This window comes from Xenophilus azovorans DSM 13620, from assembly GCF_000745855.1.
Classification (GTDB): Bacteria; Pseudomonadota; Gammaproteobacteria; order Burkholderiales; family Burkholderiaceae_C; genus Xenophilus; species Xenophilus azovorans.
In genome coordinates this window covers 41,192-61,825 of sequence record NZ_JQKD01000037.1, presented here as the reverse complement: position 1 = coordinate 61,825, position 20,634 = coordinate 41,192, and the positions used below count along the sequence as shown (strand labels likewise).

The following is a 20,634-nucleotide window of genomic DNA, read 5'->3' as shown; positions in this document are numbered from 1 at the left end:
GAAAAACGCGCTGGCCAGCTTGAGGATCTCGTTGGCGCGGCGAAGCTCGCGCACTTCGCGCTCCAGTTCCTTGACGCGCTTGGCCTCGGCCGTGGTCGCGCCTTCGCGCTGGCCCGTGTCACGCTCGTGCTGACGCACCCAGTTCAGCAGCGTCTGCGGCGTGCTGCCGATCTTGCCGGCGATCGATACGACCGCCGCCCATTGCGACGCGTGCTCTCCTTGATGCTCGAACACCATGCGCACCGCACGCTCGCGCACTTCCGGCGAAAACTTCACTGACTTCCTCATGATGGCTCCATCTTCTCAAACGAGGGAGCCTCCGCGAAAGCCGGGGCGGTTCACACCTTGTCCTTCAGGTGGTCGGAGATGGGAACACGCATTGCCAGGCGGACAAGTTTGAAGACAACAATTTGCATGGATCCATCTTGCGATGGATTCCCGGTTACGCCGCCCCTCAGCAAGTAACAGCTGAGCAGCATCCAGCGATCTCCTGTCTGCTGCTGCCTCGGAAGCGTGCGCGCATAAAGGCTGCTCTCAGCCTCTTGCTCGGCGCGCGAAGAGCCAAACGCATCGCGATCCTTGCAGAGGTCGAAACTCGGCGAGTGCGATGAGCAAACTGCCCAGCGGGCGCCTATTAATGACGAAGATGGCACGTCCACCCTGGTCCAGAGCCGCCGTCGCACGCCTCGAACCCGCGTGAACAACCATTCGCAGAGAATGCTATGGCGATAAGTATTCTTATCGCAATAGTCGTGTTGATCCGCTAAACTGGCGATCGTGAAAAGTACCCGAGTCTCCAAGCCAGCGAACGCGGAGAAGGATTTCCCCGGCACAGCTGCCCTGGCGGCACTGCGCGCCTGGTACGCGGGCCTGAGCGCGCGAGCGGCCGTTGCGCAGTACCTCGGGCACGACAAGGCGAGCGGCCAGTCTTCTCGCGCAATGCTGGGCGATGTCCGCCGCCAGCTGGTCAAGCACGCGCGCCGGCGGCACCGGGAAGATCTGGCCAGCCTCCTCGAACACCCGGCCGCTGAGCGGGCGCAGCGAGCCCGCGCGGTCCTGGATGCGATCGAGACGCTGCGGCATCTGCCGGCGCCAGCGCCGCTCGTGACGGACGATGTCGATCGCTGGCTGCCGGTGCGCGCCGCCGGCGCCATCAAAGCCCATGGCTTCAACACCCTGGCCGATCTGACGGTGCGAATTCCTCGGCGCCGGCGCTGGTGGACGGCCATTCCCGGCCTGGGCGCGGCCAGCGCCAGGCAGATCGAAGCCTTCTTCGCAGCGCACCCGCACCTGACGCAGCAAGCCCGCGCGCTGGTGCCCATCGGCGCCCAGGATGACGTGGTGCCCTGGGAAAGGCTGCGTGTGCCCGATGAGGTCAATGGCTCGCGCGGCGCGTTTCGCGCACCCAAGGCGACCTGCACGCTGGACGCGGACAACGACTACGAGGCAGCGCAGGCCTGGCTAGCGTTGCACGAGTCGGTTGCAACCCAACGGGCGTACCGCAAGGAGGCCGAGCGGCTGATTCTCTGGGCAGTTGTCGAGCGCGGCCGGGCGCTGTCCTCACTCACCACAGAAGACGCGGTCGCCTTTCGCGCCTTCTTGCGGCATCCGGCGCCCAGGGCCCGCTGGATCGGCCCGGCGCGGCCGCGCTCGTCACCCGAGTGGCGGCCGTTCACCGGTGGACTGTCAGCCCGATCGGTGGCCTACGCGCTGTCGGTGGTGGGCGCCATGTTCCGCTGGTTGATCCAGCAGCGCTACCTGCTGGCCAACCCGTTCGCCGGCATCAAGGTGCGCGGCGCATCGCGCTCCGAATCGCTGGCCGTTACCCGGGTCTTTGGCGAAGGCGAATGGTCAGTGATCCAAGCGGTCGCCGAAGGCCTGGAATGGGGACATGGATGGCAGGCACCGGCGGCGCAGCGCCTGCGCTTCGTGCTGGACTTCGCCTACGCCACGGGCCTGCGCATTGGGGAGCTGGTCGGTGCCACGCTGGGACAGATCGAGACCGATGCGCATGGTGATCGCTGGCTGCACCTGGTGGGCAAGGGCAGTAAGGCCGGCAAGGTGGCGCTGCCGCCATTGGCTTGTGCGGCGCTGGACCGGTATCTGATGCAGCGCAAGCTGCCGATCACGCCCGCGCGATGGGATCCGCTGGCACCGCTCATTGGCAGCCTCGATCAAGAGAGTACAGCGGGCATCACCGCGACGCGGCTGTGGAGTGTGATGCGACGCTTTTTCACGAAGGTCGCCGAAGTCATCGAGAAGGACAGCCCGGCTACAGCTGAGAAATTGCGCCGTGCCAGCCCGCACTGGATGCGCCACACCCATGCCACGCATGCACTGGCTCGCGGGGCCGAACTGACCACCGTCCGCGACAACTTACGGCATGCGTCGATATCAACGACCTCGATCTACCTTCACGGCGACGAAGTGAAGCGGGCGCGGCAGATTGGCGATGCATTCGCGGCTCGGCCATCCTGAAGCTGCGGCGTCAGGCGAACTGCAACTCAATCTTTCCGGCACGCCGTCGTACCGGGCCGATCACGATTTTCACGTCATGTCCCAGCTTTGCGACCAGCTGCAGCAGCTTCGCCTCGCTGACCCCACGGAACTGCCCCCGCGTGATGCGTGAGATCTTGGACTGGTCGATTTCTAGCAATGCGGCGGCGTCCTGTTGGGTCAGGCGCCGGGCCTTGAGGGCGCGGGCAATCTCGGCCGCGAGCTGGGACTTTCGCTGCATTTCGGCGGCGTCGGCGTAGCCAAGGTCCGCGTAGACGTTGGTGCTGCCTTCTTCGATGGTGATGTGGTTGCTCTGGCTCATCGCTTCACTCCTTGCTTTGCTCGCCAAGCCTCAAAGTCCTGCGCCGCGGCCTTCAGGCGAGCCTTGATCAGGTCCAGGTCCTCTTTTGGCGTCTTGATGCCGCTCTTGGACTTCTTCTGGAAACAGTGCAGCACATAGACCCAGCCTGCGAAGTTGACCGTGTAGGCCGCCCGGAACGTGTCGCTGCGGAAATCTTCGACCACTTCCAGCACGCCGGCGGAACCGAATCCGCTCAGCGCCTTGGCGTCCGGGTGCTTGCCGCCGGCTTGCGCCAGGTCAATCGCATGACCGAACACGTCTTGGACGTCCTCAGGCATTCCGTCAAGATCCCGCTTGGCCGAGCCAACCCATTTGAGCGGTTTGCGCGGCGGTTGGGGCATTGGAGGCGATTATGCCAATTTGGGCATATGCCGTCAATCCGAACTGAGCCCAGTGGATCGATGGCAGGGCCATCTGGTGAAACTGGAGCCGCAACCCTCAAACCGCACCAATTTTCACGAGAAGGACGACTCGCGAGAAATTCAGATATTCCTAAGTTGTTGATTTTTAAGGTGCTTCCGTTTCGAAGCGCACCAATTTGCACGAAAAGGACGATCACCCCGTGTCGGACACCGCGGGCGTGTTCTCCATCCTCGTCCTGCTCGCGGCACTCGGCTGCCTGCTGCTGGAATCGATGCGCGCGCTGCAGCGGCGGGCGGTGTTCTGGTCGAGCACCGCCGAAACGCAGGAGGTTCCATGAGCGCCGCACGGCCGCCCGAAGGCGCTCGCACCGCAGCCGAAGGTGATCTTCAGTGAGCGCCGCGCGGCCGCCCGAAATCGAGCCTCTGCACCCTACCATCGGGGCGCGGGTGCACGGCGTCAACCTGGCGACGATCGAGCCGGCGGAGTTCGAGCTGGTGGCGAAGGCGTTCTGGATCCACGGCGTGCTCGTCTTCAAGGGCCAGGACCTGCAACCCGAAGACCAGCTGCGCTTCAGCCGCATGTTCGGGCCCCTGCAGAAGCGCACTTCCTACGCGCGCGAAAAGGAGCGCTTCGCGTCCGACGAGATCGCCGACATCTCCAACATCGGGCCCGACGGGCAGTTGCTCAAGCCCGATGACCGCCAGCGGGCGATGAACCTGGGCGACCGGCTCTGGCACACCGACGGGACCTTCCAGCAGATCCCCTCGATGCTGTCGCTGCTGTACGCCACCGAGGTCGCACCGGAAGGCGGCAACACGGAGTTCGCGGACATGCGCGCCGCATACGGTGCGCTCGACGAGCAGCGCAAACGCGATTTCGAGGAACTGGTGATCACCCACAGCATCTACCGCTCGCGCGAGCAGGTCGGCTTCACCGAATCCCAATTCAACGACCACATCGCCGCCCTCAGGCCGCCGGCCAACCAGGTGATGGTGCGCGTCCACGAGCAGACCGGCCGCCGTTCGCTGTATCTCGCGTCGCACGCCTCGCACATCGTGGGGCAGGACGTGGAGCGCTCGCGCGCACTGATCCAGGAACTGATCGCCTTCGCAACGCAACCCCGCTTCGTGTACGCGCACCGCTGGGACGCCGGCGACCTGGTGATGTGGGACAACCGCTGCACGATGCACCGCGCCCGGCCGTTCGACGACCAGAGGCACCGGCGCGTGATGCAGCGCACGACCTCCATCGACTCGGCCAATTCCGTCGACAAGGCCCTGCGGGCGGGACGCAAGCTGCGCACGGCCTGACCGAAGGCGCCTTCGCTCGACCCATGCCATAGGAGAACGTGCCATGAACATCAGGCGGATCATGCAGGGGGTGTTGCTGTGCGCCTGCCTGCTGGCACTCGTCGCTCCTTCGGCCGCGCAGGGGCCGGCGGACAGCCGCAAGGTGCTGCGCTACGGCTATGCCGGGAAGTTGATCAACTTCGCCATCATCGACATGGTGATCCCGGAGGATCTCGGCTACTACAAGGATGAAAACATCCGGCTGGAGCTCTTTCCGCTCGGCAGCTATCCGGCCACGCTCGACGGCCTGCGCAAGGGCACGCTGGAGTTCGGCACCGTCACCTCGGCGGTGTCCTTGCCGCTGCTGGCCAAGGGCGAGAAGCTGCCGATCCGGAACTTCATGGAGTACACCTACCCATTCAAATGGGGCATCGCGGTCAAGCCGGATTCGCCCGTCAGGACGACGGCCGACCTGCGAGGCAGGAAGATCGGCATCCCGTTCTTCGGAAGCGCGGACTTCGAAGTCGGCAAGTCGGTGCTGGCGCTTGCCGGATTGGACAGCGACAAGGACCTTCAATGGGTCGCCGTGGGCGAAGGGGTGCCTGGCGGGCTCTCGATCCAGAAGGGCGAAGTGGACGCGCTGTTCACCTACGACGCCCATCTGGCGGCCATCGAGGCTGCGGGCATCCAGGTGCGCTACATCCCGCTGCCTGCCAACGTTCCGAAGGTCGGCGGCTGGTGGCTGGGCGCCGCCACCGACAGGTTGCGTGACCCCGAGTACCGCCAATGGGCCATCGGCTTCGGCCGTGCGGTCGCCAAGGCGAACATCTTCGTGCGCGAGAACCCCGAGGCAGCCGCCTACCTCTTCGTCAGCCGCTATCCGGAGACGGCGCCCAAGGCGCAAACCTTGCCGCAGAAGGTGCAGTCGATCCTGAAGTTCATCGAGAAGCGCGCGCCGCTTTATGCGCCCTACGACCCGGCTGTCAAGCAGTTGGGCTACACCAAGCCCGAAGAGATGGCCGAGGAGATCCGCTTCAACAAGGTCGAGGGCAAGGTACAGCCCGCCGACCTCTGGACGAACGAGCTGGTCGAAGAGATCAACCGCTTCGATGCCGAAGCGGTCAGGAAGCAGGCACGTGAATTCGTGCTCCCCTACAAACAGTGAAGCCACCCACTGAAAGCCCATCATGCAAGTCATCGAAGCGGTCGCCGACATTCTCAAGAAGGAGGGCATCGAGACGCTCTTCTGCTACCCCACCACGCCGGTGATCGAAGCCTGCGCCGCGGCGGGAATACGCCCCATACTGTGTCGGCAGGAGCGCGTGGGCGTGGACATGGCCAACGGGCACGCACGCGTGCGCAACGGCAAGCCGCCGTCGGTCTTCGCGATGCAATACGGCCCGGGCGTCGAGAACGCTTTTTCCGGCATCGCCACCGCGTTTTCCGATTCGACGCCGATCCTGCTCCTGCCGCTGGGCCACTACCAGTCCACCGCGCAGCTGTTCCAGATGTTTTCCGCCACGCGCGGCCTCGAGCGCGTGACCAAGTCGGCCGAATTGCTCATCAAGCCCGCCGACATTTCGGCCGTCATGCGCCGCGCCTTTGCGCAGCTGCGCAACGGCCGCCTCGGTCCCGTGGCGGTGGAACTGCCGCGCGACATCGCCGAAGCGCAGATCGACGACGAACTCGCCGCCTATCGCCCCGTGCGAACCACCGTGTCGGCACCGAACGACCATGACATCGACGAAGCGGCGCGCATGCTGATCGAAGCCAGGCTGCCGATGATCCAGGCCGGCCAGGGCGTGCTGTACAGCGAAGCGAGCGCCGAACTGGTCGAACTGGCGGAGCTGCTCGACATCCCCGTCATGACGACCATCAATGGCAAGAGCGGCTTCCCGGAGGACCACGACCTGTCGCTGGGCGCCGGCGGCATCGTGGTGACCGGGCACGCCAGGCACTTCATCACGAACAGCGACGTGCTCTTCGGCATAGGAACGAGCTTCACGCCCCACAACCTCGAGTCGCCGCCGGTGCCCAAGGGCAAGCGCATCATCCACGCCACCAGCGACTCGCGCGACCTGTACAAGGGCTACGACATCGAGCTGCCGATCGTCGGCGACGCCAAGCTCGTGTTGTCGCGCCTCATCGAAGCAGCGAAGCAGCGCCTCGGGAAGAAGACGGTGGACGGCGCGCGGCGCAGGCAGGCCGTGCAAATCCGCGATCGTTGGCTCGGCGAATGGGAGCACAAGCTCGCATCGTCGGACAAGCCCATCACCCCGTACCGGGTGGTTCGCGAGTTCATGAAGACGGTGGACCCGGCCGAAGCCATCGTGACCCACGACGCGGGCAGCCCGCGCGACCAGCTCACGCCGTTCTACAAGGCCACGAGGCCGCGCGGCTACCTGGGCTGGGGCAAGTCGCATGCGCTGGGCACGGGGATGGGCCTCACGATCGGTGCCAAGCTCGCCGATCCCTCGAAGTTCTGCGTCAACTTCATGGGCGATGCAGCGTTCGGCATGACCGGGCTGGACTTCGAGACCGCGGCGCGCGTCTCGGCCCCCATCCTCACGGTGGTGTTCAACAACTCGACCATGGCGATCGAAACGAAGAGCATGATGCTCTCGCACCAGAAGTACAGGACGCGCGACATCGGCGGCAACTACGCCGGCCTGGCCGCCGACCTGGGCGGCTGGAGCGAGCGCGTCGAGGACCCGGGCGAGATCGCCGCCGCGCTGGCCCGCGCCCGCCGCCAGACGCAGGAGGGTCGCCCCGCGCTGCTCGAGTTCATCACCAACGAGGAAAAGGATTTCTCGTTCCGCGGCAACACCTCGGAAAAGAAGGCATGAACATCTCGCGCAGGGTGCTCGCCGCCGCGGCCCTGTCGCTGGCGGCGGCCGCGGTCGTGCCGGCGCGGGGCCAGACGTTTCCGACCAGGCCCCTCAAGCTGATCGTGCCCTTCGCGCCCGGCGGCCCGATGGACACCGTGGGGCGCCTGCTCGCCAGGGAGATGGAAAAGAACCTCGGCCAGCCCGTGGTGGTGGACAACCAGCCTGGGGGCGGCGGCACCGTCGCCGTCCGCAACGCGGCCCGCCAGCCGGCCGACGGCTACACCATGATCATGGTCTCGCCGGCGCCGCTCGTGGTCTCGCCCGTCCTCGATCCACAGCTGCCCTACAAGCCTTCCGACCTGGCGCCCGTCGGGCAGGTCTATGCCGCCAACCTGCTGCTGACGGTGCGCGGCGACTTGCCGGCCAGGGACCTTCGTGAATTCGTCGCGCTGGCCCGGGCGCGGCCCGGCAAGCTGAACTACGCGCACACGGGCGCCCCGGGCCTGAGCTACCTGGCGATGCAGATGTTCAAGCGCGCGGCCGGCATCGAAACGCTCGACGTCGCCTACAAGGGAGACGGGCCGATCGTCATCGAGCTGCTGGCGGGGCGCGCCGACTCCAGCACCATCGCCTACACCTCGGCGCCGCAGCAGATCGGCGAAGGCAAGATCCGCATGCTGGCAACTTTCGGGCCGCAGCGCTCCGCCACGTTGCCGAACGTGCCGACAGCAGCCGAGTCGGGCTACCCCGAAGCGGTCGCCACGGCGTGGGTCGGCATGTTCATGCCGGTGGGCACTCCGGCGCCGGTGATCCAGCGGATCAATGGCGCGATGGTCGCGGCGCTCGAAACGCCGGCCCTGCGGGAACGCATGAACAGCCTGGACGTCCCGGCGACGCCGTCCAGCCCCGAGGCATTCGCGGCCTTTCTCGAGGCCGAGACGTCCAAGTGGGCGCAGCTTCTGAAGACAGTGCCGATCAAGATCGAATAGGCGAGCGGCAGGAGGACAAGCCCTGATGACAGCAACTTCGCCGTCGCCCGCCACCGGACCGGTGGTCTGGCGGACGGCCGACATCGGACCCGAAACCATCCATGCGCTCACGCCCACCCAGGCGCAGCAGATCCTCGATCTCGCGCGCGGCTTCGAGGCTGGCGAGGCCGAGTTCCCGTCGATTCCCTTTCGCCATTCGCTTGCATCGCTGGCGCCGCTCATGGCCCGGGTGAGGCACGAGCTGCTGCAAGGCAGGGGCATCGCCCTGCTGCGCGGCGTGCCCGTCGATGCGATGAGCGAGCGCCAATGCGCGCTGGCCTTCTGGGGCATCGGCTCCTTCCTTGGCCAGGGCGTGAGCCAGAGCAGCTCGGGCGACCTGATCGGCTTCGTGCGAGACCGCGGCGACGGCAAGCGCGAGAACCGCGGCTACCAGAGCCGGGCCGCCCTTCGCTTCCACGTGGATCTGGCCGACCTGGTCGGACTGCTGTGCGTGCGACGCGGCATGTCGGGCGGCGAAAGCCTGGCCGCGAGCTCGCTCACCATCTACAACGAGATGCTGGAGCTGCACCCCGAGTACCTCGATGCGCTCGCCGCCGGTTTCCACTGGTCGCGCAACGGGGAGGAAGGACCCGGCGAGGCAGCCTACAGCGCGGTCGTCCCGGTGTTCACGCAGGCCGGCGGCATGGTGAGCTGCCGCTTCAACGCGAGCATGATGCAGCGGGGCATGGCATCCGCGGGCCAGCAGCTCACGCGCCTGCAGGAAGAGGCGCTCGACTTCGTCGAGGCCACCGCGCGGCGGCGCGACATCTGCCACGCCACGTACATGGAACCGGGCGACATCCAGTTCCTGAACAACTACACGACACTGCACAGCCGCACGGAGTTCGAGAACTGGCCCGACCCCGCGCGCGACCGCCTGATGCTCAGGCTGTGGCTGCTCAGCGATGGGGTGCGCGACTTCGGCGGGTTGGAAACGGCCATGCGCGATGCGCCCTTGATCTACGGCAGGCAGGGAAGGACGCCGGAACAATTGGCTACACTGTGACGAGGCATCCTCCTTCTCTTTCGATGGCATCCCTGACAGCCCGCCGGCCCGACCCCGAAGAGCGCCCGGACGCAGCCCGAATCCGCGAAGAGATCAAGCGCGTGGCGCAGGATCTCTTCATCCGGCACGGCCTCATCAAGATGACGCTCGGGATGGTCGCCGAGGAACTGGGCATGAGCCGTCCGTCCATCCACTACTACTATCGCACCAAGGCAAGACTGGCTGAAGCGGTGCTCGAAGACTACGCGCGCATCAGCATCGCGCGCTCCCAGGAGAACTGGCTCGATCCCGAAACCACCCTCGCGCAGAAGTTCAAGCGTTCGCTCGACGCCTCGCGCGAGCGCTATCGCTTCTACAACGCGCGCGGCAAGGGCGACCGGCCCTGGAGCCTCTTCGCGCGCTTCTACCAGGAGCTCGACCTGCTCACTCCCGTGATGGAAACGATCATGAAGAGCGCGGCCCGCGAGCAGCAGTCCTACTACGGGGCGGCGGTCAACCTCGCCAAGGCGCGCGGCGAACTCCTCCCGGAAGCCCCGACGCTCGACCTGTCCGTGCAGATCGTGGGGATGCTGCATCAGGTCGGCTGGCTGACCTGGGCGAGCGGCAGCTTCGCGGCCGTCGAAACGGCCTATGCGACGACCCTGACCAGCATCCAGCGCGCCTACGGCCCGGCCTTCCGCGCGGCGCCCGCCAGGGCTCGAGGATGATCTTTTCAGGGGTGCGCACGGGTTGTTCCCGCTGCGCATCAGGACGGGCCGCCTCAGGCGGCAGCCTGGGGAGCCGGCCGGCCGCAGGGCTCTCCGACGATGCTGGTGCGGCGCATATAGCGCACCTGTGATCGGTCGTAGTCGGCCAGCGCCTGGTGGATCACGCAACGGTTGTCCCACAGCAGGGCGTCGTGCAGCTGCCACTGGTGCCGGTAGACGAACTCGGGCTGGGTCGCATGCTCGCAGAGATAGCGCAGCAGCGGTGCGCTTTCCGCATCGGTGAAGCCGATGAACCGGCGCACGCGCTCGCTCAGGAACAACGACTTGCGACCGGTTTCCGGGTGCACCCTCAAGACCGGGTGGGCCACTGGCGGCGCGGTGAGACGCAGGCGAGCGACATGCGCCGGATCGGGCGCCACGTACTTGTCCGAGAAGCTGGCGATGACGTCATGCTCGGCTTCCAGCGACTCGAGCATCGCCCGCATGCCCGGCGAGAGGGATTCATAGGCCTCGTACATGTTGGCAAACATCGTGTCGCCCCCGACGCCCGGCAGTTCGCCGCACCACAGCAGCGAACCTTTGAGCGGCAGGATGGTGTGTTCCATGTCCGAATGCCAGGCGCGGCCCACCTCGCGGGTGGCCGAAGGCTTGCCGTGGACGGTCCTGTTGGTGACCTCGATCGCTTCGGGGTAGCCGGGCAGGCGGAAATCCGGGTTCGCCTCATGCGTATCGGCCTCGCCGAAATTGCGCGTGAACGCGATGTGCTGCTGCGGCGTGAGCGGCTGGCCGCGAAACAGCAGGATCAGATGCTCGTGCCAATGCCGCACGAGTTCCTCGCGGTCCGCGCCTGACAGCGGGCGGGTGATATCCAGGCCGGTGACTTCGGCCCCGATTGGAAAGGACAGGCGGCGAACTTGCATCAGGCGTGCTCCAGCGGGGGACCCAATCGCAATTCTACGAAGTTCTGTCTCTGACTCGTAAGTCAATGATGTGGCTTTCCCAGCCAGTGATTACCCTTGCAACATCCGGCGTTCTCTGGGAAAACACTCAGTTGACAACAGAGTCAGCTATATAAGATGGGCGCTCCTGATCCACTTCCCGAGGTGAACTCATGCAGCGCCGACGATTCGTAGCTTCCGGCACCTGGAGCCTGGCACTGGCCGGCGCGACCCGCGCCTTGGCGCAGGCGGGTGCCACGGACGGGAGGAAGGAGCTGAAGTGGGGCTATGGCGGCAAGAACATCAACACGGCGACGGTCAGCATGGCCATCCCGGAGCCGCTCGGCTACTACAAGGAAGAAGGCATCGGCATCGAGATCCTTCCGGTGGGCACCTATCCGGTCGTGCTCGAAGGCCTGCGCACGGGAACGCTGGACTTCGGCACCGTCGCGGCGATGGTCACACTGCCCCTGCTCGCCAAGGGCCAGAAGCTGCCGATCGTGAATTTCATGGAGTACACCTACCCCTTCAAGTGGAGCCTGGCCGTCAAGCCGGAATCGAGCCTGAACGCGCTCGAACAGCTCAGAGGCAAGCGCATCGGCATCCCTTTCTTCGGCAGCGCGGACTTCGAGGTCGGCAAGGGGGTGCTCGCCCTAGTGGGCCTCACCGAGAAGGACGTGCAATGGATCGCCACCGGGGAAGGCATCCCGGGCGGCCTGGCTCTGCAGCGCGGCGACATCGACGCCCTCTTCACCTATGACAGCCAACTGGCCGTGATCGAAGGGGCCGGGCTGAAGCTTCGCTACCTGACGCTGCCGTCCAACGTGCCCAAAGTCGGAGGGCAATGGCTGGGCGCCGCAACCGACCGCCTGGGCGACGCGAACTACAGGCGGCATGCGGTTGCCTTCGGCCGGTCCGTGGCCAAGGCCAACATCTTCATCCTTGAGAATCCCGAGGCGGCGGCCTATCTCTTCCTCATGCTTTATCCCGAAATGGCTCCGATGAACATGACGCTGCCCGAGAAGGTGAATGCCCTGCTGCTGGCCATGAAGAAGCGCGCGGCCCTCTACAAGCACTACGACCCCGCCATCAGGAAGTGGGGTTATGTGAAGCAGGAGGAGATCGACGAGGAATTGAAGTTCGCCGGGGTCGTGGGCAAGGTCGATGGCTCTGCCCTGTGGACCAACGATCTCGTCGACGAAATAAACCGGTTCGACGAGTTGAAGATCCGCAGGCAGGCCCGAGAGTTCGAACTGCCGTACAAGCGCTGACGGCAGCGCGGTCCCGGCGGATTTGGATCAGCGTTTCCTCAGTTCTTCTTCGGCTCGTAGAACTCCGGATAGATCCGCCGCACCATGTCGCCGCTGCGGCCGTAGCCGCGGCAGGCCCCGACCACCGGTGGCTTGCCATCCTTGTCGAGCCCATAGACGCGCTCCGCGCTGGCGCGGTCGTCCCAGCGGATCTGGCTGCCCAGGGTCTGCACCGCCACGGTCGCCATGTTGGTGATCAGCGTGAGGACGTGGGTGCAGCCTTCCTCGCCGCCGACGCGAGCCTGCACCTCCTTGCCGAAACCCGCACCCATGCGAAGTCCCACCAGCCGCTGGAAGTTGGGTTGCACCGAAGGACATTCCGGGAAGGGATGGCTGTCGATCGCGACCTCGATCTCGCGAATCTCTCGCCGATCATCGAAAGCGAGGCGCAGCCACATCTCGTGGAACGGCTCACCCGCGGGGACGGTCGGGCGCCAGGGCGTCGGCGCCTCGTAGTTGCGCGTGTCCGCAAGGCGGGCCTCCACCTCCCACAGGCCATCGTCGCGGCGAAAGCCCTCGCAGCGGATCGCGCGCGCAGTGACGGGGGAACGGGAACGGGGTGGGGACAGCGGCATGTTCTGGGACTTCTCAAGCGAGCCGGACGAGCGTCTTCCCCCGGCCCCGGCCCTCGAGCATGGAGACGAAGGCGGCAGGCGCGGCTTCGAGCCCCTGCGAAACGGTTTCCCAGCTGCGGAACACGCCGCCCTCCAGCCAGGCGCGCAGGTCGGCGCGGGCGCGCTCGTGCAGATCCGTGTTGCCGTCGATGCGGAAGCCCGTCACGCGCAGGGCGCGGTCGAGCACCCGCGGAAAATTGCGAAAGGCGTAGGGCGCACCCGAGTGGTACTGCCCCAGCAGGCCGCACACCGCGACGCGGCCGTTCTCGTTCATGCGGCCGAGCGTGGCATCGAGCACCGCGGCGCCGACGTTCTCGAAGCAGACCTCCACGCCCTTCGGCGTCGCGTCGCGCAGCGCCTGCTCGAAGCCGGCGGACTTGTAGTCGACGCAGCCGTGGAAGCCCAGTTCCCCTGTCACGGCATCGCACTTCGCCCGGCCGCCGGCGATGCCGACGACCCGCGCGCCGAGGTGCCGCGCCATCTGGCCCGCGAGGCTGCCGACCGCGCCGGCAGCCGAAGACACCACGAAGCATTCACCGTGCCGGACTGCCGCCACGTGGACGACGCCGAGCCAGGCGGTGATGCCGGGCCGTCCGAGCACGCCGAGGTGCACGGACAGCGGCATCCCACCGGCGTCGACGACCTTCTCCAGCTTCGCTGCGGGCTCGGCCGAATACTGCTGCCAGCCGCCCCAGCCGAGCACATGTTCGCCCGGACGGAAGCGAGCGTCGCGCGACTCGATCACCTCGCCCACGGTCCGGCCCATCATGAGGTCGCCAGGGCCGAACGGCACACGGCCGGCAACCGCGTCGGCGAGGCGCTTGCGCATGTACGGGTCGAGCGACAGGAAATGGTTGCGAATCAGGACCTCGCCGGCGGCGAGATTCGGCACCGGGCCCTCACGGAGCTCGAAGTGGCCTTCCTCAACCGCCTCGCGCGGCAGGCTGCGGAGACGGACCTGCAGGTTCATCGTCATCCTCCGATGGTAGGGGCCGCCACCGCGAGGCGATCAACACGCTTGTGATGCTTTCGCGTCGCGGCTTGTCCCTCGCGGGCTATGTGCCTAGCCTCTCGGCACTGATTCAAATCAGAGGAGACATCGATGGACATGAACCGGCGCGCTCTACTCGCCGCCGCCGCGAGCTTGGCGCTGCCGGCGGCGCGCGCCCAGAAGTTCCCGGACCGGCCGATCCGCATGATCGTGCCGTTCTTCGCAGGCGGCAACACCGACATGATCGCGCGCACCACCGGCGAAGGCCTCACCCGCTCGCTGGGACAGCCGATCGTGATCGACAACAAGCCCGGCGCCGGCGGCCTGCTCGCACTCAACGAGCTGGTGCGCGCGCGGCCGGATGGCTACACCATCGCCTTGGGCACGCCTTCGACCCAGATCATCACGGCGCTGGTCACGAAGGACGCCAAGGTCGACGCCATCCGCGAGACACAGCCGGTCGGCATGCTGTGCGGCGTGCCACTGGTCCTGGTGGTGTGGGCTGGCCTGCCGGTGAAGACCGTGCCGGAGCTGATCGAATACGCCCGCGCCAACCCGGGCAAGTTGTCTTTTGCCAGCGACGGCATCGGCACCAGCACGCACCTGGCGATGGAGATGTTCTGCCAATTCACCGGGGTCCAGATGGTCCATGTCCCGTACAAGGGCTCCTATGCGGCGGACATGGGCAACGGGCTGGTCCATCTCGCCATTGCGGGCGCCCGCTCGCAACTGGCACTGGCGGAGGCCGGCAAGATCCGCGTCCTGGCCACTGCCTCCGAGCAGCGCCTGCCCTTCCTGCCGCAGACACCGACCATCGCCGAGGCCGGCAACCTGCCGGGCTTCGATGCGTCGAGCTGGTACGCGCTGTTCCTGCCTGCCGGCGCGCCGTCGGAACTCGTAGCCACGCTCGCCGGCGCCACGCGGACGGCCACTGCGCATGCCGATTACCTCGCCCGCATCACGGGCGCCGGCTTTCTCGCGCACCCCGGCGGTCCCGTCGAGGTTGCGGCCATCATGGCGCGCGACAAGAAGAAGTGGGGCGACGTCGTCGATCGCCTCGGTCTGAAGATATGAACAGGAGCGACCCGATATGGCGAATGCATTGAAGGACAAGGCAGTGATCGTGACCGGCGCTGCCGGCGGGATCGGCTCGGCGGTGGCCGCGTACCTGGCCCGCGAGGGCGCTCGCCTCGTGCTGGCCGACATCGACGGCCCAGGCGTGGAACGCACCGCCGCCGCGCTACGCCAGGCCGGCCACGATGCGATGGGGCAGCAGATGGATGTTTCCGTCTGGAGCGACTGCGCGGCGTTGGTGCAGCGTTGCCTGGACCTCCACGGGCGCATCGACGGTCTCGCCGGATTCGCCGGCGTGGTGTACCTGGGCAAGCCGTGGGAGGAAGACGGGGAAGACCGGGTGCGCCGGCTGATCGAGGTGAACCTGCTCGGCACCTACTACGTCGGCGTGCAGGTGCTGCGGCAGATGCAGCTGCAGGGCAGCGGCTCCATCGTGAACGTGAGTTCGGGCACGCAGGCCGGCATGGCCGCCGGCGCCGCCTATTCGGCGTCGAAAGGCGGCGTGGCGGCGCTCACCTATGCCTGGGCGATCGACGCTGCGCCCCACGGCATCCGCGTGAACGCCCTGAGCCCGGTGGCCACGACGGCGATGACCAAGGTGACCGACGAATACCTGCGCTCGCTCGGGCAGCTGCAAGGCACGCGCCCTTATGTGGACCCCGCCGCCAACGCGCCCGCGGTGGCCTTCATGCTGTCGGATGCGGCGAAGGATTTCAATGGCCAGGTGCTGCGCGTGCACGGCGAGCAGGTCCAGCTCATGAGCCATCCGGCCGTGATGATGCCGGTGCTGTCGCGCGATTCCTGGGACGTGGACGAGCTCGCGCGCGGCTTGCGCGAGTCCTTCCCGGGCGGGCTGCCGCCGCTGGGCGTGACGGGCATCGAGGCGACGTTCAAGCCGCTCACGAAAATGAACCAGGTGCCGCGCTGATTAGGGCCGGGGGTCAGGCGTTGCGCTGCCGCGCGCGGTGCTGGGCCCCGTTCCCGAGCCACGCCGCGAGCACCAGCGCCCGCTTCACGTAAAGGCCCAGGTCGTACTCGTGCGTGTAGCCGATCGCGCCGTGCAGCTGGATGCACTCGCGGGTGATGCGCAGGGCCGCGTCGCTGCAGCGCGCCTTGCAGCGGCCCGCGATGCGGCTGCGCGCGGCGTCGTTCCCGTCGGCCGCGGAGAACGCTTCCACGGCCTCTTCCAGCACCGAGGCGGCGAGTTCGCGCTGCACCAGCAGGTCCACCGCCTTGTGCTGCAGCGCCTGGAAGCTGCCGATCGGCTTGTCGAACTGCACGCGCGTCTTCATGTACGAGATCGTCATGTCGAACGCCGCGCTCGCCACCCCCAGCAGTTCCGCGCTGGCGGCGACTGCGGTCGCGTCCAGGGCCCGGCCGAGGGCCGCTGCGCCTTCGGTCGGCGCGACGACCAAAGCATCCGCGCCGACCCGCACATCTTCCAGGCGCAACGCGGCGGCGGCGGTGCCGTCCACCTGCCATTGGGTCTCGACAACGGCACCTGTCGCGGTGCGCGGCACCAGGAACACGGCGATGCCGTCGTCGAGCCGCGCACTGACAAGGAAGGACGACGCAGCCTGCCCGGCTGCGATCCATCGCTTGGCTCCGCGCAGCGCGTATTCGCCGCCTTGCCGTGTGGCGTGCGTCTCGATGGCGGCCGGATCCAGCGCATCCGGCCGCTCCTGCCAGGCCAGCGCGGCAACGGCGCTGCCATCCGCGATGGCCTGCAGCAACGGCGCGGCCGCCGCAAGAGCGGCGTGGTCCTCCAGCAGCAATGCCGGCAGCACGCTGGTCGCCAGGTACACGTCACCCACCAGCCCGCGCCCGAGTTCCCCGGCGATGGCCGCGGCCTCGCGCAGCCCCATGCCGGCGCCGCCGAGTTCCTCGCGCACCAGCGCGCCGCGCCAGCCGAGCTCCTGCATCTTGCCGAAGCGCGCCGCGTCGTGGCCGGGCGGCTGCCCCATGCGGGCGCGGTAGGCCCTCAGGTCCTGCTCCCGCGCGGTGAAATCGCGCGCGCTCTCGCGCAGCATCGCTGTGAGGTCTTGTGTCTCGGTCGTCATCCGCTTTCAGCCCGGAAGGCCCAGCCATTGGCGGGCCAGGATGTTTCGCTGGATCTGGTTGGAGCCGCCGTAGATGGTGGGCCCGCGGGACTCGAGGAAGGGCGTCAGCACGTCGATGCGCTCGCCATCGATCTCCACGTCGCCTTGCAGCGCACCATCGGCGCCGGCGACCTCCACCAGCAGCTCGGTGACGCGCTGGCAGGTCTCGGTGGCCGTCATCTTCAGCAGCGAGGACTCCAGCCCGAAGCCCTTGCCCACGGACAGCGATCGCACCAGGCGTTCGTACATCGCGGCGAGGTCCTGCACATCGAACACCAGCTGGGTGTAGCGGTCCTGGAAGGCCCCCTCCTCCCAGCTGCCGTTGGCGCGCGCCACCTTCTCGAGGCGTGCCAGCGCAATCAGCGACTGCCGCGGGGATCCCGACCACACCCGCTCGAAACCGAGCAGGGTCTTCGCAATCTCCCAGCCGCCGTTGAGTTCGCCGACCAGGTCGCTGCGGTGCGCCCGGACGTCCTGCAGGAACACTTCGCAGAACTCCTCGGCGCCCGAGATGTCGCGGATCGGCCGCACGGTGATGCCCGGCTGGTCCATCGGGAACATGACGAAGCTGATGCCGGCCTGCTTCTTCACCGACCTGTCGGTGCGCACCAGCGCGAACATGTGGGTGCCGTCGAAGCCCATCGTGGTCCAGATCTTCTGGCCGTTGATGACGAACTCGTCGCCTTCCAGCCGCGCCTCGGTGCGGAGGTTCGCGAGGTCGGAGCCGGCATTCGGCTCCGAGTAGCCCTGCACCCACACGTGCTCCCCCGAGAGGATCTTCGGCAGGTACTTGCGGCGTTGCGCTTCGCTGCCGCGCGCGATCAGGATCGGGCCGAGGTTGGTGAGCGACTGCGTCTGCATCACCGGTGCGCCACTGCGCTCGTATTCCTCGATGTAGATCACCTGCTTGACGGGCGACAGCCCCATGCCGCCCCACTCCACCGGCCACGAGGGGGCCACCCACCCCTGCCGCGAAAGCGCCAGGAACCAGGGCTGAACGACCGACCAGCGCAGCCGGCGGGGCGTGAAACGGAGTTCGCGCGGGCAGTGCTCGTCGAAGAACCGCGCGGCGAGCGCACGGAACTCGGTGTCCGCCAAGGCATTCCAGTCGGTCGCCACGGCGGTTCAGTCGCCCTTGAACTCGGGCTTGCGCTTCTCGACGAAGGCCTTGACTGCCGCCGCGTGGTCATTGCTCAGCATCGTGAGCATCTCGAAGGCCATCGAGGTGTCGATCACCAGGTTGAGCTGATCCTTCAGCGACTTGTTGACCGACAGCTTGGTCCAGGCGACCGCGTTGTGGGGCAGCGCCGCCAGTTCGCGCGCGATGGCCTTCGCTTCCGCCAGCACCTGGTCCTGGGGACGCACGTGCGTGATCAGGCCGATCTCCTGCGCCTCCTTGCCGGACAGGACGCGGCCGCGCAAGAGCAGGTCGCGTGCCTTGGCCATGCCGATCAGCAGCGGCATGATCACCGCGCCGCCATCGCCGGCCACCAGGCCGACCTTGACGTGCGTGTCGCCGATGCGGGCCGTCTCGGAGATCACCGTGATGTCGCAGAACAGCGCCAGCGTGCAACCGAGGCCCATCGCGTCGCCGTTGACCGCTGCCACCAGCGGCGGCCGCAGCTCCAGCATGTTCTGCCACAGCCGTCGCGTGTGCGCCGGCGCCTGCAGCGCGTGGCGGAAGTTCTCCGGCGTGCCGACGCGCGCGGCCATGCCCTTGAGGTCGCCGCCGGCGGAAAACGCCCGGCCGGCGCCGGTGAACACCACGGCCTTGACGCGCGGGTCTTCGTTGATGTCGCCCCAGATGCGCTCCAGCTCCGGATGCATGGCTCCGCCGGCCGGGTTGAGCTGTTCAGGCCGGTTCATGGTGACCGTGCAGACACCCTCGGCGTCGACGTCCACCAGCAGATATTCGTACTTGTCGTAGTTCATGTCTTTCCTTGGTTCAATGGAGAAGCGCTGCCATGCAGCGCCCGGATGCGGTTCTTGTCGATCTTGCCGCTGTTGAGCTTCGGGAGCTCCGAGGCGAACACCACGCTGCGTGGCTTCTTGTAGCTCGCGATGAGCGTCCGGCAGTGGGCGATGAGTTCCTCCTGCGTCGTCGTCCGGCCGCGGCGCAGCACCACCACCGCGCGCACCGCCTCGCCCCAGCGGGCGTCGGGCACCCCGATGACGGCGGCCTCCATCACGGCGGGATGCCTCACCAGCGCCTGCTCTACTTCGCGCGAATAGATGTTCTCGCCGCCCGAGATCACCATGTCCTTCTTGCGGTCGACGATGTACAGGAAGCCGTCCTCATCGAAGCGGCCGATGTCGCCCGAGTGCACCCAGCCGTCGCGCAGCGTCGCGAGCGTGGCGGGCATGTCGTTCCAATAGCCGCGGAACATCACGCCGCCGCGATAGACGATCTCGCCCGCCTCCCCTGGCGCGGCGTCGCCGCCATCGTCCGCGACCAGCCGCACTTCCGTGCCGATCAGCGGCTGGCCCACCGATTCGAGGCGCCGCCTTTCCCGCTCGCTTCCGTCGGGACGGTGCTGGGCCCGCAGCAGCACGCTCACGGCGCCCTCGGTCTGGCCGTAGACCTGGTGGAAGACGTCTCCCATCAGCGCCAGGCCCTGGCGCAGGACGTTGATCGGCATCGGCGCGGCCGAATAACACACCACGCGCACCGAGGAGAGATCGCGCTGCGCGATGCCGGGCTGCTCCAGCACCGTCTGCACCATGCTCGGCGCGAGGTGCAGGATGGTGGCCTTGTCGCGCTCGATCGCGTCGAGCACGCGCGCCGGGTCGAAGCTGCGGTGCACCAGCACCGTCGCGCCGCGCCAGGTGGCGCCGCTCTGGATGCCCTTGGCGCCGACGTGGAAGTACGGCATCACCAGCAGCACCCGGTCCTGCGGCGAGATGCCCATTTCCGCGGCGTGCATCTGCGCCTTGTTCACGCTGTCGCGGTGCGCGAGCATGCAGCCCTTGGGCTTGCCGGTGGTGCCGCTGGTGAAGATCAGGTGGGCGACGTCGTCCTCGCTCGCGCATCCGCGCGGACCGCCGGCCGGCGCCGCGGCGAGCACGGCTTCGTAGTCCTCGGCCCAAGCCGGTGCCGGGCCACCCACGCAGATCCAGCTGCGCACGCCAGGCAAGCTTTCGCGCAGTTGCGCGGCGGCCTCGGCGTACTGCGCCTCGAACAGGAAGGCCGCGGGCGCGGCGCTCTCGACGATGACCTGCATTTCCGCCAACGCCAACCGGTAGTTCACGGTCGCCGCCATGAAGCCGGCGAGTTCGCAAGCGCCGTAGAACTCGAAGTATTCGATGGCGTTCATGGAAAGCATCGCCACGCGGTCCTGGTGCGTGCAGCCCCGCTGCTCCAGGGCCGCGGCCAGCTGGCGCACCCGCCCGAGGAAGGCGCCGTGCGTGAGCCGGCGCGTGCCGTCGTCGTAGGCGATGCCGTCGGCGACGAAGCGGGCGTTGCGCTCGAGCAGGTCGCCCAGCGTCAGGCCGGTGGAGATCCGCCGCAGCGGCGCTGCCTGGGTCATCCG

The 20,634-nt window shown here is 67.3% G+C and carries 21 protein-coding genes; 11 read left to right on the top strand and 10 right to left on the bottom strand.

Annotated elements, in window-relative coordinates; translation table 11 throughout:
• The coding region (locus Q392_RS19035) for a transposase (protein WP_038201871.1) at nt 1–288 on the bottom strand (288 nt) is incomplete at its 3' end.
• 489 nt (nt 289–777) lie between these two features.
• On the opposite strand from Q392_RS19035, the gene Q392_RS19030 reads away from it, so the two are divergent.
• Nucleotides 778–2,478, top strand: coding sequence for a site-specific integrase (locus Q392_RS19030; RefSeq protein ID WP_038211024.1), 1,701 nt, complete (start codon nt 778–780; stop codon nt 2,476–2,478).
• Nucleotides 2,479–2,488: 10 nt separating this feature from the next.
• Here Q392_RS19030 and Q392_RS19025 read toward each other — a convergent pair whose 3' ends face one another.
• A complete protein-coding gene (locus Q392_RS19025) occupies nt 2,489–2,818 on the bottom strand; it encodes a helix-turn-helix domain-containing protein (RefSeq protein WP_038211022.1) in 330 nt (109 codons plus the stop codon).
• On the bottom strand, nt 2,815–3,198 hold the full coding sequence (locus Q392_RS19020) for a type II toxin-antitoxin system RelE/ParE family toxin (protein ID WP_038211019.1): 384 nt from the start codon (nt 3,196–3,198) through the stop codon (nt 2,815–2,817). Before Q392_RS19020 ends, Q392_RS19025 begins: the two co-directional genes overlap by 4 nt.
• Before the next feature lie 221 nt (nt 3,199–3,419).
• On the opposite strand from Q392_RS19020, the gene Q392_RS32885 reads away from it, so the two are divergent.
• The 7 genes from Q392_RS32885 to Q392_RS18990 all read left to right on the top strand — a co-directional run bounded on the left by Q392_RS32885 (nt 3,420) and on the right by Q392_RS18990 (nt 10,078).
• The gene (locus tag Q392_RS32885; protein WP_157008071.1) at nt 3,420–3,557 is read left to right on the top strand and encodes a hypothetical protein; all 138 of its coding nucleotides are present in this window, start codon (nt 3,420–3,422) and stop codon (nt 3,555–3,557) included.
• Nucleotides 3,558–3,609: 52 nt separating this feature from the next.
• Nucleotides 3,610–4,530, top strand: coding sequence for a TauD/TfdA dioxygenase family protein (locus Q392_RS19015; protein WP_051953756.1), 921 nt, complete (start codon nt 3,610–3,612; stop codon nt 4,528–4,530).
• 142 nt (nt 4,531–4,672) lie between these two features.
• A complete protein-coding gene (locus Q392_RS19010; RefSeq protein WP_169748318.1) occupies nt 4,673–5,674 on the top strand; it encodes an ABC transporter substrate-binding protein in 1,002 nt (333 codons plus the stop codon).
• Between the two features lie 22 nt (nt 5,675–5,696).
• Entirely contained in the window at nt 5,697–7,355 is a 1,659-nt protein-coding gene (locus Q392_RS19005) for a thiamine pyrophosphate-requiring protein (RefSeq protein ID WP_038211017.1), read from the top strand.
• A complete protein-coding gene (locus Q392_RS19000) occupies nt 7,352–8,326 on the top strand; it encodes a Bug family tripartite tricarboxylate transporter substrate binding protein (RefSeq protein ID WP_038211015.1) in 975 nt (324 codons plus the stop codon). Before Q392_RS19005 ends, Q392_RS19000 begins: the two co-directional genes overlap by 4 nt.
• A gap of 25 nt (nt 8,327–8,351) precedes the next feature.
• Nucleotides 8,352–9,371 (top strand): TauD/TfdA family dioxygenase, encoded by a 1,020-nt coding sequence (locus Q392_RS18995; protein WP_084217195.1) that lies wholly within the window; start codon nt 8,352–8,354, stop codon nt 9,369–9,371.
• Nucleotides 9,372–9,394: 23 nt separating this feature from the next.
• Nucleotides 9,395–10,078 (top strand): TetR/AcrR family transcriptional regulator, encoded by a 684-nt coding sequence (locus tag Q392_RS18990; RefSeq protein WP_038211014.1) that lies wholly within the window; start codon nt 9,395–9,397, stop codon nt 10,076–10,078.
• A gap of 53 nt (nt 10,079–10,131) precedes the next feature.
• Here the strand turns inward: Q392_RS18990 and Q392_RS18985 are convergent, their stop codons facing one another.
• Nucleotides 10,132–10,998 (bottom strand): TauD/TfdA dioxygenase family protein, encoded by an 867-nt coding sequence (locus tag Q392_RS18985; protein WP_038211012.1) that lies wholly within the window; start codon nt 10,996–10,998, stop codon nt 10,132–10,134.
• Between the two features lie 191 nt (nt 10,999–11,189).
• Here Q392_RS18985 and Q392_RS18980 point away from each other — a divergent pair, with 191 nt between their 5' ends.
• Complete coding sequence (locus tag Q392_RS18980; RefSeq protein WP_038211010.1) at nt 11,190–12,287, top strand: ABC transporter substrate-binding protein; 1,098 nt, start codon at nt 11,190–11,192, stop codon at nt 12,285–12,287.
• Between the two features lie 38 nt (nt 12,288–12,325).
• Here Q392_RS18980 and Q392_RS18975 read toward each other — a convergent pair whose 3' ends face one another.
• Both Q392_RS18975 and Q392_RS18970 read right to left on the bottom strand, forming a co-directional pair.
• Nucleotides 12,326–12,901, bottom strand: a complete 576-nt coding sequence (locus Q392_RS18975) for a DUF2889 domain-containing protein (protein WP_038211008.1) — start codon at nt 12,899–12,901, stop codon at nt 12,326–12,328.
• A gap of 13 nt (nt 12,902–12,914) precedes the next feature.
• Nucleotides 12,915–13,910: an NADP-dependent oxidoreductase gene (locus Q392_RS18970; RefSeq protein WP_051953752.1), complete on the bottom strand. Its 996-nt coding sequence runs from the start codon at nt 13,908–13,910 to the stop codon at nt 12,915–12,917.
• A 174-nt stretch (nt 13,911–14,084) separates the two neighbouring features.
• Between Q392_RS18970 and Q392_RS18965 the strand changes: the two genes are divergently transcribed.
• Nucleotides 14,085–15,005: a Bug family tripartite tricarboxylate transporter substrate binding protein gene (locus Q392_RS18965; protein WP_169748317.1), complete on the top strand. Its 921-nt coding sequence runs from the start codon at nt 14,085–14,087 to the stop codon at nt 15,003–15,005.
• Nucleotides 15,006–15,021: 16 nt separating this feature from the next.
• Nucleotides 15,022–15,933 carry an SDR family NAD(P)-dependent oxidoreductase gene (locus Q392_RS18960; RefSeq protein WP_051953751.1) on the top strand — a complete coding sequence of 304 codons (912 nt, stop codon included), beginning with the start codon at nt 15,022–15,024 and terminating at the stop codon, nt 15,931–15,933.
• A 13-nt stretch (nt 15,934–15,946) separates the two neighbouring features.
• Here Q392_RS18960 and Q392_RS18955 read toward each other — a convergent pair whose 3' ends face one another.
• The 4 genes from Q392_RS18955 to Q392_RS18940 are packed head-to-tail and all read right to left on the bottom strand — an operon-like array spanning nt 15,947 to nt 20,631.
• Nucleotides 15,947–17,065 (bottom strand): acyl-CoA dehydrogenase family protein, encoded by a 1,119-nt coding sequence (locus tag Q392_RS18955; RefSeq protein WP_038211002.1) that lies wholly within the window; start codon nt 17,063–17,065, stop codon nt 15,947–15,949.
• Nucleotides 17,066–17,071: 6 nt separating this feature from the next.
• Nucleotides 17,072–18,223, bottom strand: a complete 1,152-nt coding sequence (locus tag Q392_RS18950; RefSeq protein ID WP_038211000.1) for an acyl-CoA dehydrogenase family protein — start codon at nt 18,221–18,223, stop codon at nt 17,072–17,074.
• Between the two features lie 6 nt (nt 18,224–18,229).
• Nucleotides 18,230–19,036 (bottom strand): enoyl-CoA hydratase/isomerase family protein, encoded by an 807-nt coding sequence (locus Q392_RS18945; protein ID WP_038210997.1) that lies wholly within the window; start codon nt 19,034–19,036, stop codon nt 18,230–18,232.
• On the bottom strand, nt 19,033–20,631 hold the full coding sequence (locus Q392_RS18940; protein WP_051953748.1) for a class I adenylate-forming enzyme family protein: 1,599 nt from the start codon (nt 20,629–20,631) through the stop codon (nt 19,033–19,035). The genes Q392_RS18945 and Q392_RS18940 overlap by 4 nt, the downstream gene beginning before the upstream one ends.
• Nucleotides 20,632–20,634: the final 3 nt, after the last annotated feature.